The following is a 13,876-nucleotide window of genomic DNA, read 5'->3' as shown; positions in this document are numbered from 1 at the left end:
CCGACATGCGCGCTATTTTTCTCGTCGATAACGGCTCATTACGGCCTCAGGCAACCCATAATCTGCGCCGCGTAGCGTTTGCACTCAGCCAGCAGCTAGGCGAAACCGTGCAGGCGGCTTCCTTGCTGCACTCCAATAAAATCCCTCCCGACGAGGTCGACGACATCCCTGCGATGACTCTGGGCCCAGCTGCTGAGCGCAGTGCCGAGAATGGGGCGACAGAGATCATTGTGCTGCCGTTTTTCTTTGGCCCAAGTAAAGCACTGACGGGCTACTTGCCAGAGCGCATGGCCGCACTGCAGGCGCGTTTTCCCCAGGTGAGCGTTCGTGTGGCTCAGCCGCTGGTGGATGAGCGGGGCAATAATGACCTGCGCTTAGCCAAGCTGCTGGCCGACAACGTTCGCGACAAGCACCAGGCGGGAACGACGCCGCATGTAGCGCTGGTCGATCACGGTAGTCCGATTCCTGAAGTGACCGCCGTGCGCAACCGCTTGGCGGGACAGCTTAGTGTACTGCTTGGTGATGACGTGGCCTGTGTGGCGGCAGCCTCCATGGAGCGTCGTGAAGGTGATGAATATCGCTTTAACGAGCCGCTGTTAGAGCATTTATTGGATACACCGGAGTTCCAAGCAGGCCCGGTCATCCTAGCGATGCTGTTTCTCTCGCCTGGGCGTCATGCGGGGGAAGGTGGCGATATCGCCGAGATTTGCGCTGCCGCTGAACAGCGCCACCCAGGTTTGAGTGTGACGACCACCGCGCTGGTTGGTGAGCATCCAGGTATTGTTGAGATAATGCACACCCGGCTGCGCCAAGCGCTTGATGGTGAACGTTTTCTACTCGAACTTCCGGCGACGCTAGACAACGCGCACTAGGTGGGAGGTGTAACGCTGCTCAAAGGCGCGTAGAATCGCGAGCCTTTGAATGCGCAATTACACTGTTAACCAGGGCTCACATCTTGATCGCAACCGCCAATATCACCATGCAGTTTGGGGCCAAGCCCCTGTTTGAAAATGTCTCCGTCAAATTTAATAACGGCAATCGCTACGGTTTGATTGGCGCCAATGGTTGCGGTAAGTCCACCTTTATGAAAATTTTGGGTGGCGAGCTTGAGCCTTCTTCCGGGCAGGTCATGCTGGATAGCAGCACTCGGCTGGGTAAGCTACGCCAGGATCAGTTTGCCTATGAGAACGAACGAGTCATTGACACCGTCATCATGGGGAACGCTGAGCTGTGGAAAGTGGCCGCCGAACGCGAACGGATCTACTCCCTAGCAGAAATGAGTGAAGCGGATGGCATGGCGGTGGCCGACTTGGAAGTACGCTTTGCTGAGCTTGACGGCTATACCGCCGAGTCTCGCGCCGGAGAGCTACTGTTGGGGCTAGGTATTCCCATTGAACAGCACACCGGTCCGATGAGTGAAGTTGCTCCCGGCTGGAAACTGCGTGTTCTGCTGGCTCAAGCACTGTTTTCCGACCCGGATGTTCTGCTGCTCGATGAGCCGACTAACCACCTGGATATCAATACTATCCGCTGGCTGGAAGATATTCTCAAAGCGCGCAGCAGTACCATGATTATCATCTCTCACGACCGCCACTTCCTGAACAGTGTGTGCACGCACATGGCGGATCTGGATTACGGGGAAATTACCCTGTTCCCCGGCAACTACGACGACTACATGACAGCGGCCACCGCTGCCCGCGAGCGCCAGCACTCGGATAACGCCAAGAAAAAAGCCCAAATTGCCGAGCTTCAGCAGTTTGTTAGCCGCTTCTCGGCCAACGCCTCCAAAGCCAAACAGGCCACTTCACGGGCGCGCCAGATCGACAAAATCAAGCTGGAAGATATCAAGCCTTCGAGCCGGGTTAGCCCGTTTATCCGCTTTGAGCAGAATAAAAAGATCCACCGTAATGCCGTGAATGTTGATGCCATTACCAAAGGCTACGACGATGAGAAGCCGCTCTTCGAGCGTTTCTCGATGACCGTAGAAGCGGGTGAGCGCATTGCTATTATCGGCCCCAACGGCATTGGTAAAACCACCCTGCTGAAAACCCTGGCGGGTGATTTACACCCCGATGCCGGTGAAGTGAAGTGGACCGATGCAGCAGAAGTTGGCATGTTTGGCCAAGACCACACCGACGACTTTCCTGTTGATGCCACGCTCTTCGAGTGGATGAGCCAGTGGACCAAAGGCGGCGAGCAAGTGGTGCGCGGCGCGTTGGGCCGGATGCTGTTTTCCAGCGACGATATTGGTAAATCGGTGAAGGTCATTTCCGGTGGCGAGCAGGGGCGCATGCTGTTTGGCAAGCTAACGCTCACCAACCCGAACGTGCTGCTAATGGATGAGCCGACCAACCACCTGGATATGGAATCGATTGAGGCGCTGAACTTAGCGCTGGAGAACTACCCAGGCACGCTGATCTTTGTCAGCCACGACCGCGAGTTTGTTTCCTCGCTGGCCACGCGCATTATTGATATGCAGCCGGAAGGTATTGTCGACTTTAGCGGCAGCTACGACGACTACCTACGTAGCCAGGGCGTTGTTTGATCGCTAACCGATCAACCAATAATCTGTGTGTAAGTCGACTCTGAGGCGGGCTGCTGCTCGGCATCGAGTAAGTTGCCGCTAAAGGTTTCGTTTAACTCTTTGGCAAGCTCTACATAAACGTACATTTGCTGATTGCGACGTTTATGTAGCGGCGGCTTAACCAGCAAGCTAATCCCACGAATGGGTTCGTGGGTCTCGCCTTGCAGTAGGTCAGGCATTTCTCCAGGTGGAAAGGCGTTGGCGATCGTGATCGGGTTCGAGGGTTGTTTGCCTTTGATAAAGAAAACCTTTTTGATCGCATCATAGCTGGCTTCTTTTCCCCGTAGCCACTCGGTTAGACGTTCATCTGTTGTCGCATCGGGGTGAGAAAAAATCACAAACAGAGAGTGTTGTTTTACTTTCGCTGCGCGCTTGGCGGGCACCGGTTCTTCTGGTTCAGGCGAGGGAGGCTGTGGTTCTGCTTTGGGTGCTGGCGGCGGCGTGGCGGCCTTTGCTTTGGCGCGGCGTTGTTTGGGAAGAACCACGTAAACGAAAATAGCCGCAGCCACGACCCCCAGCACTAATGAAGCAACAGCGAGCAAGAACGGAAGTGAAGTGGTATCCATCTCATTGAGTCCTATCTGTCGGCGCTTAGGCCCTATTATTTAGTTAGTCGTAAATAGCGGCATTCAGTGTTAACGCAAGCGCCACCCAAAGCCAATGAGGAATACCAGTAGAGTGAACCGCGAACTGAGCATGACTCACCAGTATATTAAAACTAAAGAATCAATAGCCTAGCAGCGTTTTGACGCATTCAGACATAAAAAAGCACCACCTAAGTGATGCTTTTCATTCATAAGGGTTCTGGCTTGGCAAGAAATCTAGCCAATACGATCGTAGCCGTTAGCCATAAACGGGTAATCGGTGTAGCCCTTTTCATCACCGCCGTAGAACGTTTCATGGTTCGGTTCGGTAAGAGGGGCATTCACTCGGAAGCGTTCCGGCAGGTCGGGGTTGGCAATATAAGGGCGGCCAAAGGCTACGGCATCGGCGGTGTTTTGATTAATGCGCGACTCCGCGCGTTCTGCGTCGTAGTTGCCGCAGTAAATCAGGCTGCCGTTAAAGCGCTCGCGCATTTGTTCGCGAAAGCCGTCAGGGAAAGTGATATCACCGCCGATCCAGTTCGGCTCGTTTAAATGCAGATAGGCTAAGCCGCGTTTGGACAGTTGTTCCGCCAGATAGAAAGCCATGGCTTCAGGCTCATCATCGGTCAGACCGAACAGTTCGATAAAGGGCGTTAGGCGAATGCCCACACGCTGTGCACCGAAAACTTCAATCACCGCATCGACCACCTCTAGCGGGAAGCGCGCGCGGTTTTCCAACGAGCCGCCGTACTGGTCGGTGCGCTGGTTGGTACCGGTGGCCAGGAACTGGTTAAGCAGGTAAGCGTTAGCCGCGTGGACTTCCACCATGTCGAAGCCTGCGCGTTTAGCGCGAACAGCGGCTTGGCGGTAGTCATCAACAATGCCGGGAATCTCATCGGTTTCCAGTGCCCGGGGCGTGCTAGTAGGGTGCTGACCAGCCGTCCCGTCTTCAAATTCAACAAAGCACTGAGCGCCTTCGCCTTTTAGCGCGCTAGGGGCAACAGGCTGTTGTCCATCCGGTTGCACCATTTCATGGGACACACGCCCAACGTGCCACAGCTGTAGCGCGATACGGCCACCTTTGGCATGCACCGCATCCACCACGCCTTTCCAGCCCGCTTCTTGCTCATCCGTCCAGATGCCAGGTGTATACACATAGCCCTTGGCAGTCGGGGAGATATTGGTTGCTTCACTAATAATCAGCCCTGCGCCTGCCCGCTGGCCGTAATAGGCTTCCTGCAGGGTGCCTGGCACGCTGTCTGGAGTGCGCGAGCGTGTCAGCGGCGCCATGATGACTCGGTTTGGAATCGACAAACTACCTAGCTGAAGAGGGGCGAAAAGCGCTTCATACGCCATGAGCAAGCTCCTTTTGGAAACGGTCAATTACATCGTGGCGAACAGAATAGACCAGTTTACTAGTAAATGCTAACTCAGTAATTGCCAGCCGCTACGGCGCAGTCATGGGATAAGGTTTTTGATGGAAAAATACCCCCCGCTAACGTAATAACCGGCGTATAGGTAAAGGGGGGTTTAGGCTCTTTGCCAAGGCCAGCGGCGCTTGGCTGGTGTGTTGATCTGTTCAATAGCGTTGGTTAGCGCCAGCATGATGGCGCTTAACTGGCGGTGGCAAACGGCGCTGCTCAGCACGCCGGGACACTGCTTGAGGAGTAAGTCACACTGCTGTGAGGCAATGAATATTTGCTCGGTGACGAGAGGGGCGAAGAGCGGCTTTGCTTGCTGGCTGCAGCGGGTTAGTTCTCGTGATAGTAGGGTGAGCATGCTGGTGTCTAGCCAGCAGGGCAGCGGGTCGTCTAACCGACCGGCAATCGAGTGTTGCACTGCTTCGAAAGAGGTGCGTAAAAAAATCAACGTTTGGCGAAGCTGGCGCTGTTCACTAGTCATGGTACTTATCCATAGAACTGACTCTTAGTACTTACTAATCGAACTTACTCATAGAGCTCATTCATAGTACTTATCGTTACCTCAACTGATCGTCACCTCAGATAAATGAGATCATGAAAAGATAGTGTTTCTCATTTGCATCTTTTGTGACGATAGCGCTGGTTAATCGCACTGTCAATCTTAGGCTATTAGCGCAGTTACCTCTTCGCTACTTATCCATTGCCTGATAGAGCTGCCAGTCGTTGTTAGTGAGTGGCTTGGCGCCGTGTTGAGTGACCACTACGGTATCACTGATGCCTACGCCCCACTGGCCAGGAACGCGTAGGCAGAGCGGTAAGTGGAAGACCATATTCTCTTCGAAAGAACGATGCAGGCCTTGGGCAATATAGCCGGTGCCTTCAACCCAGCTAGGAGGAAACTGTGCCCCCACAGCGTAGCCAAACACCCCCGAGAAGAACAGTTGATCACGGGTAGGTGCCAGCAGGGCATCCGCTGCCTTCGCGGCATCATCAAAGGTGTTGCCTGGTTTCATATGACTGCACAGGGTCTCGAACAGCGAGCGGCACAGGTCGCGGGTGGCGGTTAATTCAGCGCTAGGTTTTCCTGTCACCGCTGTGCGCATCATCGGGGCGGTATAGCGCTGATAAGCGGCACCAAACTCTAAAAATATCGGTTCATTGGGCTGTATGACGCGGCGCTTATGGTTAACGTGAATCACGCCGATGCGGTGCCCGCTGGTCACGATAGGCTGCAAACTCATGAACTCGCTGCCGTTCTCTAGCAGCGCTTTAGCACCGGTGGCGGCAATATCGTTATCAGTCATGCCAGGGCGAATAGCGGCCATCGCAGCCTCTAAACCTGCCGCAGTGATTCGTGCACTTTCGCTGAGCATCTCAAGTTCGGCGCTACTTTTAACAATGCGAATCGTATCGAGCAGGTCGCCTGCTTCACAGAAGCGCTCTTTACCCACTGAGCGGGCCAGCGCGTCCATCACGCCCACTCGCAAACCGCTGCTCCAGCCATCAATGCCAATTTGCTCGCAAGCAGTGAGTAAGTCCGCGAGCGGCGTGATGATCTCATCCAGGTTTTCCCATCGGTAACCAATGATTTCATCGACACGAGCGGTGACCATTGCTGCCCCTGTTTCAATGGAGGCCACCTGCAGCACCAGCTGTGTAGGTGTGCACACTAAGCAGGCGTGAACCGATACCTCGAAGGTGTGATAGCCGGTTAAGTAGTTAATGTCGGCAGGGTCGGTGAGCAGTAATGCATCCAGCCCGCGTTGTGTCATTGCATGGCGCACTTTATCTAGGCGCGTTTGGTATTCGGCAGGCGCAAAGGGCAACTCACTTTGGGCGAGCGTCTCGGCAAGGGCGGTGCGGTAGTGTTGATAATCCATAGCGGTCTCCGGTGGGGGCTATGGTGAGTATAGGCAGCTGCTTTAGCGTTACGCCGCTGTGGTTATCAACGCTAGCAATAGTAGCGAGTTGTACCTCAATCGTACCCGGTAATAAGGCACAAACAGGAAGCACGTGGCCTCTCCCTCAATGGGAGCGGTGCATAAAAACGTGCGGTGATTATTTTCAGCGTGATGGACGTGTGTTTTATGTCCGAGTGTTGCTTTTTTAATAACATTTGTCTTATGGAAAAAGGTGTTGTTCGCCTCTGTAAGCCCATTGGCTGCTGTTGCTTGCGCATTCGTACATCGGTCTATATGATCGAGTTGGTTAAAATAATCAACAAAAGGAAGGTGGCAAATGCAACCTCAAGCGTCTTCTGGTCATGTCGCGTCTTACTACGCGGCATCGTCAAACTCCACATCCCAAAGGCCCATGCTAGAGGGGGATGTTGAATGTGATGTCTGTGTCGTGGGGGCTGGGTTTACGGGCATCTCTGCAGCACTACATTTGGCGGAGCGTGGTCATCGGGTCGTGGTGCTGGAAAGCGTGGCGATTGGCTTTGGGGCATCCGGGCGCAACGGTGGCCAGATCGTTAATAGCTATAGCCGTGATATGGATGTTATCGAGAAACAAAACGGCGCTGAAACCGCTCGGGCATTGGGTGCGATGGCATTTGAGGGTAACCAGATTATCCGTCAGCGCATTGAAAAGTATCAGATCGACTGCGATCTAAAAGAAGGCAATTTGTTTGCCGCTTGTAACAAGAAGCAGTGGGAAGGCTTAAAGGAGCAAAAAGCCTTATGGGAGCGCTACGGCCATCAGAAACTTGAGCTGTTGGAAGGTGAAGAAGTCAAACGAGAAATAGGCAGCGATCGTTATGTGGGTGCGTTGGTGGATCACTCTGGTGGGCATCTTCATCCTCTCAATTTAGTGTTGGGGCAGGCGGCGGCGTTGGAGTCGTTAGGTGGCAAGATTTTTGAGCACTCCCCCGTGACACGCGTAGAGCACGGTGAGCCGGTGACACTGCATACTCCCAAGGGGCGCGTGATCGCTCAGCGGGTTGTTATGGCTGGCAATGCCTATTTGCAAGGGTTGCTACCCAAGCTGGAAAGCAAGGCAATGCCGTGCGGCACCCAGATTATTACCACTGAGCCGCTGTCTGCAGAGTTAGCTGCACGATTACTACCTAACGATAAAGCCGTAGAGGATTGTAATTATCTCTTGGATTACTACCGACTGACCGCCGATAACCGCTTGTTGTATGGCGGCGGGGTGAACTATGGCGGCCAGGAGTCCGCTAGTATTGAGGCAGCTATTCGGCCAAAGATGCTGGCTACCTTCCCAGAGCTTGGCGATGTCCGCGTCGATTACGCCTGGAGCGGTAACTTTTTACTGACACTCAACCGCCTGCCGCAGTTTGGCCGCATTAATAGCAACGTTTACTACGCCCAGGGGTACTCTGGCCACGGAGTAACGTGCTCTCATTTGGCTGGCAAGTTAGTGGCAGAAACGATTAGCGGTGAAGAGACGCGTTTTGAAGCGTTTGCACAGATTTCTCACCTGCCAATGCCCGGCGGACGGTTGTTACGTGTTCCGCTTTCCGCCATGGGAGCGTGGTTCTACGCCATGCGTGACCGGTTGGCTGTTTAGCGCTGATTAGTTTGAGGATTGCTTGGAAGCGGGCTGGCGAATACGTTCGTCAGCCCGTTTTTATTTGCCACGGATGCTCACAGATAACACGGCATAAAAAGCTAATAGAAGGACGGGGATAGCAGCATACGACAGGCAGACGCAATAAGAGAGAGACGCCGAGCAGCGCCTCTCTCTATTCTAGTGGTGGGTTCTATTGATGGTTGATCAACTTATACGTGGCGCAGGTACCAGTCATACTCCATGGCGCTAACTTCGCGCATGGTTTCGGCGCGCTCTGCTTGGCGGTTGGCAATGAACACTTCAATAAAGTCTTCGCCAAGTTGCTCGCCAAGTACACGGTTGTTGTTCAGCAGGTGCAGCGCTTGGGTCCAGCTGTTAGTTAGCTGGGGTGCGATTTGATCATAGGCGTTGCCGACGATTGGCTCCGCAGGTGTAGTCTGCTGAGTTAGGCCATGGTGGATAGAGGCCAGTACGGTGGCCAGTAACAGGTAGGGATTAACATCGGCACCCGCTACGCGGTGTTCTATGCGCCGCGCTTCTTTTGGCCCGGCGGGAACGCGTATGGCCACAGAGCGGTTATCGTATCCCCAGGTAGGTGCCAAGGGCACATAGAGTCCTTCCTGAAAACGGCGGAACGAGTTGAGGTTGGGAGCCAGCAGTGCCATAGAGTCTGGCATCAGCTCCAGCAGTCCTCCTACGGCGTGTTGCAGTGCGGTGCTCTCCAGCGGATCGTCGCCGTTTTCGGCAAAGATATTGTGTCCGTTGCTATCTACCAAGCTGACGTGAACATGGGTGCCGCTACCCGCTTCTAAGCCGTAAGGCTTGGCCATAAAGGTAGCTTCAAAGCCGTGCTTTAATGCAACGCCCTTGATCAATCGCTTGAGTAGTACCGAGTGGTCGCAGGCACTTAACGCATCATCCGTGTGAATCAGATTGGCTTCAAACTGGCCGGGTGCACACTCTTTCAATACCGTATCCAGCGGCAAGCCTTGCGCCTGGGCGGCACTCTGCAAGTCATTGATAAACTCAGCGTACTCGTCTAGCTCAAGGACCGAATACAGCTGACTTTGAGTGGCCCGCTCGCCGCTGCAGGGAGACTGCGGTGGCTGAATCAAGTTTTCTTCGTCGCGTAAACGATCAACCAGATAAAACTCTAACTCAAGGGCAACGACAGGGGTTAAACCACGCTCGGAGAACTGCTTAAGAATGCGCCGCAGAATCTGGCGAGGATCGGCAAAAAATGGCGCGCCGTCCATCTCCTCCATGGTCATCAATAGCTGGCCATACTGGTTGTTATTCATCCAGGTGACCGGATTGAGCGTGCCGGGAATGGCGCGACATACACGGTCGCCGTCGCCACTGGAAAGCCCCAGCCCCGTCTCTTCAACGGTGTTGCCATTGATGTCCAACGCAAATACCGAAGCAGGCAAATAGATGCCTTTTTCAAACACTTTGCCAAGGTTATCGCTAGGGATGCGTTTACCACGAATGACGCCGTTAAGATCACTGATTAACAGGTCAATGCTGGTGATCTCTGGGTGACTGTCAAGAAAGTCCGAGGCTACGTTTTGAGCGTCTGTGTTATTGGCAGAGGACATACGTTGTACCTTATTTTTATGCCGTTTTAGTTGTGTTTCTGCTAACAGTATCCTTGCTTCGGCAGCCTCCTGTGTCAAATATTTAATAACAAAAATAGTGTCATTATTTTTTGTCGGTAACGGGTATGTTTTTTAATTCTTTATTTATCAATGATTTAATATGTTTTTTCATAAAAATACTATTTTGCTATTGGAAAATAAAACAAGCCACGCTATGTTGAAGTGACTGTTGAATAAAACATAACAACTGACAAAGTGGTTTGACTATGCAAGCAACGCATTCCCCACGCCCACTGGTGGGTGTTATCGCCTGCTGCCGAGAAGTGGAAGGCCATCCCGCGCAGATAGTGACCGATAAATTCCTGCAGGCGCTTTACCACTACGGCATCACGCCGGTGATTCTTCCTGTGTTAGCCGCCGATACGTTGACGCCCGAGCAGCATGCTGAACAGGCTATTGGTCTGTTGGGCAGCCTGGATGGCTTGCTGCTAACTGGCAGTTATACCAACGTCGCTCCTGACCGCTATGGTGCTGAACGCGCCCCAGAAAATACCCGTGCTGACGCACGGCGTGATGAGGCGGCGCTTTGCTGGGTGCACGAGGCATTACGTCAGGCATTGCCCTTGTTTGGCATTTGTCGCGGCTTTCAGGAAATGAATGTCGCCTTTGGAGGCACGCTTCATCAGGCAGTTCAAACGCTACCAGGCATGCTCGATCATCGTGAGCCGCCCGCTGATGACATGGCGGGCCATTATGTGCCCTCTCATACGGTAAAGATCCGCCCGGGTGGCGCCCTGGCTGCGCTCTATAGCAGCGAGCATGCTGAGGTGAATTCACTGCACCAGCAGGGGATTGACCAGCTAGCACCAGGCCTGGAGGCAGAAGCCTGGGCGCCTGATGGATTAGTTGAAGCGATTTCGGTGCGTGATGCGGCTGCGTTCGCCCTGGCAGTGCAGTGGCATCCGGAGTGGCGACCTAAAGAGCATCCTTTCTATGACGCGCTGTTTCAGGGGTTTGCGGCGGCCTGCCGTCAGCATCGTACCCAACGCGCCGCCCAGCCAGTTAATAGCTGAATGCTTGTTGCAACGACTTGATCAGGAACTGACCTATGCAGACCCAGGACTACCAGGCGTTGGATCGCCAACATCACCTTCATCCATTCACGGACTTTAAATCACTCGGCGAAGAGGGGAGTCGTATTATCACCCACGCCGATGGGGTATACATTTACGACAGCCAGGGCAATCGTATTCTTGATGGTATGGCGGGACTTTGGTGCGTCAATCTCGGTTACGGCCGACAGGAATTGGTGGATGCCGCCACCGAGCAGATGCAGCAGCTGCCGTATTACAACAACTTCTTTAAAACCACCCACCCTCCGGCAGTAAAGCTAGCCGCCAAGCTGAGTGAGCTGGCACCCGAGCATATCAATCATGTGTTCTTCACGGGTTCCGGGTCTGAAGCCAACGATACCGTGCTGCGCATGGTGCGGCGCTATTGGGCGATCAAAGGCAAGCCGGAGAAGCAATGGGTCATCTCGCGTGAAAATGGTTATCACGGCTCAACTGTCGCGGGCATGAGCCTTGGCGGTATGGCGCCGATGCATGATCAAGGTGGCCCGTGTGTGCCGGGGATTAGCCATATTTGCCAACCTTACTGGTTTGGTGAAGGGCGCGACATGAGCCAGGAAGCCTTTGGCAAGCAGTGTGCCCAAGCGTTAGAAGAGCAAATTCTGGCGTTAGGTGAAGACAAGGTGGCGGCGTTTATCGCTGAGCCGGTGCAGGGCGCAGGCGGTGCGATCATTCCGCCGGACAGCTATTGGCCTGCGGTGAAAGAGGTGTTGGCCAAGTACGATATTCTGTTGATTGCCGATGAAGTCATTTGCGGTTTTGGGCGTTTAGGCGAGTGGTTTGGCAGTACTCACTATGGCTTAAAACCTGACTTGATGCCGATTGCCAAGGGGCTATCGTCGGGCTATCTGCCCATTGGTGCGGTGCTGGTGGGAGATCGCGTGGCCGATACGCTGATCGAAGACGGCGGTGAGTTCTTCCACGGCTTTACTTACTCTGGCCACCCGGTCTGTGCAGCTGTTGCGCTTAAAAATCTCGAATTGCTGGAAAGTGAACGGGTCGTCGAGAAAGTCCGCGATGAATTAGGGCCCTATCTGGCTAAGCGTTGGCAGGAGCTGGCTGAGCATCCGCTGGTGGGTGAAGCCCGCTCGTTGGGCTTGATTGGGGCACTAGAACTGGTCGCCGACAAGCGCACCGGTGAACGCTTCGATAAATCGCTTTCCGCGGGCAATTTGTGTCGTGATTTGTGCTTTGAACATGGCCTAGTGATGCGCTCAGTAGGCGATACGATGGTGATGTCGCCGCCGCTAATTATCACCCGTGATGAAATCGATGAATTGGTCAGCAAGGCGCGTTTGGCGTTGGATAAAACCGCTGAAAAACTGGCGATAACACACCCTATGGAGAGTGCATAATGGCGGCAGATACACCGAAAACCTTCGCCGACTGGCAATCAAAGGCCGCATCACTGAGCTTTGAAACGCGCGCCTTCATTAATGGTGAGTTTGTCGCTGCCGCCGATGGCAGCACGCTGAGCAGTATCAACCCCGCCACCGGGCATGTGCTTGCTGAGGTAGCCAGCTGCGATGCGCAAGAGGCTGAGCTTGCGACGCAAGCAGCCCGTGCAACCTTTGAAAGTGGTGTCTGGTCACGCTGCCACCCGAGTAAGCGTAAGCGTGTGCTACTGCGTCTAGCCGAACTGGTAGAGACACACCGCGATGAACTGGCGCTGTTAGATACGTTGGATATGGGCAAGCCGATTTCCAGTTCGCTAGGGGATTTGGCAGGCACCGTCGCCTGTCTGCGCTATCAAGCGGAGTGTATCGACAAGCTTTACGGTGAAGTGGCACCTACTGGCGATCGTGCGCTAGGGTTGGTGCTGCGCGAGCCAATGGGCGTTATCGCTGCCATTGTGCCGTGGAATTTCCCACTAATGATGACGTCGTGGAAGATTGCTCCGGCACTGGCGGCGGGCAACAGCGTTATTCTCAAGCCGTCGGAAAAATCACCTTTGTCAGCGCTGCGCTTGGCCCACCTTGCCAAGGAAGCGGGTATTCCCGATGGCGTCTTTCAAGTGCTGCCAGGGTACGGCCATACGGTGGGCAAGGCTCTGGCACTTTCCATGCAGGTTGATGGTTTGGCGTTCACCGGCTCCACCGGCGTGGGTAAACAGCTGATGCAGTACGCGGGACAATCCAACTTGAAACGCGTGTTTCTGGAGTGCGGTGGCAAAAGCCCCAACATCGTTTTTGCCGACTGCCAGCACCTGGATGCCGTCGCCCAAAGCGCTGCGGAAGCTATTTTCCACAACCAAGGCGAAGTCTGTATTGCCGGTTCGCGCCTGCTGGTGGAAAACAGTATTCGCAAAGATTTTGTGGCCCGCGTAGTAAAAGCTGCTGAGCATATGCAGCCGGGAGATCCGCTTGATCCGGCTAGCTTTATGGGTGCCATGGTGGATGAAGCGCAGTACCAACGAGTACTTGAGTATATTCGCCAAGGCGAAAGCGAAGGTGCCACCCTGAAGCTGGGCGGCGAACCTAGCGATTCTAATGGGTATTTCCTGCCGCCTACGGTCTTCGATGATGTGACTCCCGACATGTGCATTGGCCGCGAAGAAATATTTGGCCCTGTGCTGAGTGTGTTTGGGTTCGACAGCGAAGAGCAAGCCATTGCTCTGGCCAATGACAGCGACTACGGCCTTGCTGCTGGCGTTTGGAGTCAAGATATTGACCGCATCATGCGGGTCTCTCGGCGGCTGCAATCCGGTCAGGTCTATGTGAATAACTGGGCCGGTATCGATCAGACCGTTCCTTTCGGCGGTGTTAAGCAGTCGGGCAATGGACGCGATAAATCGCTTCACGCGCAGGAAAAATACTGTGAAGTGAAGACGGTATGGATGTCGCTTAGCCCTTAAAACATCTTTACCACGTATTGATTTGAGTCATCCACAGCGCCAGACGTCGCCGTATAAGCGGTGGCTCTGGCCATGGATTCCCTGTGCCTGAGCGCCGTATCAGAAAGGTAATAACAATCTCTGCGACGGTCTCAGCGATGACCAGCACAACGGTTTCAAACGCGGTTACAT

The 13,876-nt window shown here is 54.1% G+C and carries 11 protein-coding genes; 6 read left to right on the top strand and 5 right to left on the bottom strand.

What is annotated here, in order from left to right; genetic code table 11:
• Positions 1-5: 5 nt before the first annotated feature.
• Both NDQ72_17820 and NDQ72_17815 read left to right on the top strand, forming a co-directional pair.
• The gene (locus NDQ72_17820) at positions 6-872 is read left to right on the top strand and encodes a cobalamin biosynthesis protein CbiX (protein WKD27872.1); all 867 of its coding nucleotides are present in this window, start codon (positions 6-8) and stop codon (positions 870-872) included.
• A gap of 83 nt (positions 873-955) precedes the next feature.
• Positions 956-2,545: an ABC-F family ATPase gene (locus tag NDQ72_17815; protein ID WKD27871.1), complete on the top strand. Its 1,590-nt coding sequence runs from the start codon at positions 956-958 to the stop codon at positions 2,543-2,545.
• 11 nt (positions 2,546-2,556) lie between these two features.
• Here NDQ72_17815 and NDQ72_17810 read toward each other — a convergent pair whose 3' ends face one another.
• From NDQ72_17810 to NDQ72_17795, 4 genes are all read right to left on the bottom strand, one after another.
• Positions 2,557-3,150, bottom strand: a complete 594-nt coding sequence (locus tag NDQ72_17810; protein ID WKD27870.1) for a hypothetical protein — start codon at positions 3,148-3,150, stop codon at positions 2,557-2,559.
• 255 nt (positions 3,151-3,405) lie between these two features.
• The gene (locus tag NDQ72_17805; GenBank protein ID WKD27869.1) at positions 3,406-4,524 is read right to left on the bottom strand and encodes an alkene reductase; all 1,119 of its coding nucleotides are present in this window, start codon (positions 4,522-4,524) and stop codon (positions 3,406-3,408) included.
• Positions 4,525-4,698: 174 nt separating this feature from the next.
• Entirely contained in the window at positions 4,699-5,070 is a 372-nt protein-coding gene (locus tag NDQ72_17800) for a hypothetical protein (protein WKD27868.1), read from the bottom strand.
• A 208-nt stretch (positions 5,071-5,278) separates the two neighbouring features.
• Entirely contained in the window at positions 5,279-6,469 is a 1,191-nt protein-coding gene (locus NDQ72_17795; protein ID WKD27867.1) for a Xaa-Pro peptidase family protein, read from the bottom strand.
• A gap of 358 nt (positions 6,470-6,827) precedes the next feature.
• On the opposite strand from NDQ72_17795, the gene NDQ72_17790 reads away from it, so the two are divergent.
• A complete protein-coding gene (locus NDQ72_17790; protein WKD27866.1) occupies positions 6,828-8,120 on the top strand; it encodes an FAD-binding oxidoreductase in 1,293 nt (430 codons plus the stop codon).
• A 212-nt stretch (positions 8,121-8,332) separates the two neighbouring features.
• On the opposite strand, the gene NDQ72_17785 is transcribed toward NDQ72_17790, so the two are convergent.
• Entirely contained in the window at positions 8,333-9,721 is a 1,389-nt protein-coding gene (locus NDQ72_17785) for a glutamine synthetase family protein (GenBank protein WKD27865.1), read from the bottom strand.
• 266 nt (positions 9,722-9,987) lie between these two features.
• Here NDQ72_17785 and NDQ72_17780 point away from each other — a divergent pair, with 266 nt between their 5' ends.
• From NDQ72_17780 to NDQ72_17770, 3 genes are read left to right on the top strand one after another with little or no spacing between them, the layout of a single operon-like run.
• Positions 9,988-10,794, top strand: coding sequence for a gamma-glutamyl-gamma-aminobutyrate hydrolase family protein (locus tag NDQ72_17780; GenBank protein ID WKD27864.1), 807 nt, complete (start codon positions 9,988-9,990; stop codon positions 10,792-10,794).
• 35 nt (positions 10,795-10,829) lie between these two features.
• On the top strand, positions 10,830-12,206 hold the full coding sequence (locus tag NDQ72_17775) for an aspartate aminotransferase family protein (GenBank protein WKD27863.1): 1,377 nt from the start codon (positions 10,830-10,832) through the stop codon (positions 12,204-12,206).
• Positions 12,206-13,705 carry an aldehyde dehydrogenase gene (locus tag NDQ72_17770; GenBank protein WKD27862.1) on the top strand — a complete coding sequence of 500 codons (1,500 nt, stop codon included), beginning with the start codon at positions 12,206-12,208 and terminating at the stop codon, positions 13,703-13,705. The genes NDQ72_17775 and NDQ72_17770 overlap by 1 nt, the downstream gene beginning before the upstream one ends.
• The last annotated feature ends 171 nt before the right edge of the window (positions 13,706-13,876 follow it).

The sequence above is a fragment of the Halomonas sp. KG2 genome (assembly GCA_030440445.1).
Taxonomy (GTDB): domain Bacteria; phylum Pseudomonadota; class Gammaproteobacteria; order Pseudomonadales; family Halomonadaceae; genus Vreelandella.
Note: the sequence above shows the minus strand (reverse complement) of the source record. Positions and strands in the feature narration are given on the sequence as shown.

Bases quoted from the DNA above. Each gene is read 5' to 3' on its own strand.
- NDQ72_17820 (WKD27872.1), top strand. From the start codon at position 6: ATGCGCGCTATTTTTCTCGTCGATAACGGCTCATTACGGCCTCAGGCA.
- NDQ72_17810 (WKD27870.1), bottom strand. From the start codon at position 3,150: ATGGATACCACTTCACTTCCGTTCTTGCTCGCTGTTGCTTCATTAGTG.
- NDQ72_17805 (WKD27869.1), bottom strand. From the start codon at position 4,524: ATGGCGTATGAAGCGCTTTTCGCCCCTCTTCAGCTAGGTAGTTTGTCG.
- NDQ72_17800 (WKD27868.1), bottom strand. From the start codon at position 5,070: ATGACTAGTGAACAGCGCCAGCTTCGCCAAACGTTGATTTTTTTACGC.
- NDQ72_17795 (WKD27867.1), bottom strand. From the start codon at position 6,469: ATGGATTATCAACACTACCGCACCGCCCTTGCCGAGACGCTCGCCCAA.
- NDQ72_17790 (WKD27866.1), top strand. From the start codon at position 6,828: ATGCAACCTCAAGCGTCTTCTGGTCATGTCGCGTCTTACTACGCGGCA.
- NDQ72_17785 (WKD27865.1), bottom strand. From the start codon at position 9,721: ATGTCCTCTGCCAATAACACAGACGCTCAAAACGTAGCCTCGGACTTT.
- NDQ72_17780 (WKD27864.1), top strand. From the start codon at position 9,988: ATGCAAGCAACGCATTCCCCACGCCCACTGGTGGGTGTTATCGCCTGC.
- NDQ72_17775 (WKD27863.1), top strand. From the start codon at position 10,830: ATGCAGACCCAGGACTACCAGGCGTTGGATCGCCAACATCACCTTCAT.
- NDQ72_17770 (WKD27862.1), top strand. From the start codon at position 12,206: ATGGCGGCAGATACACCGAAAACCTTCGCCGACTGGCAATCAAAGGCC.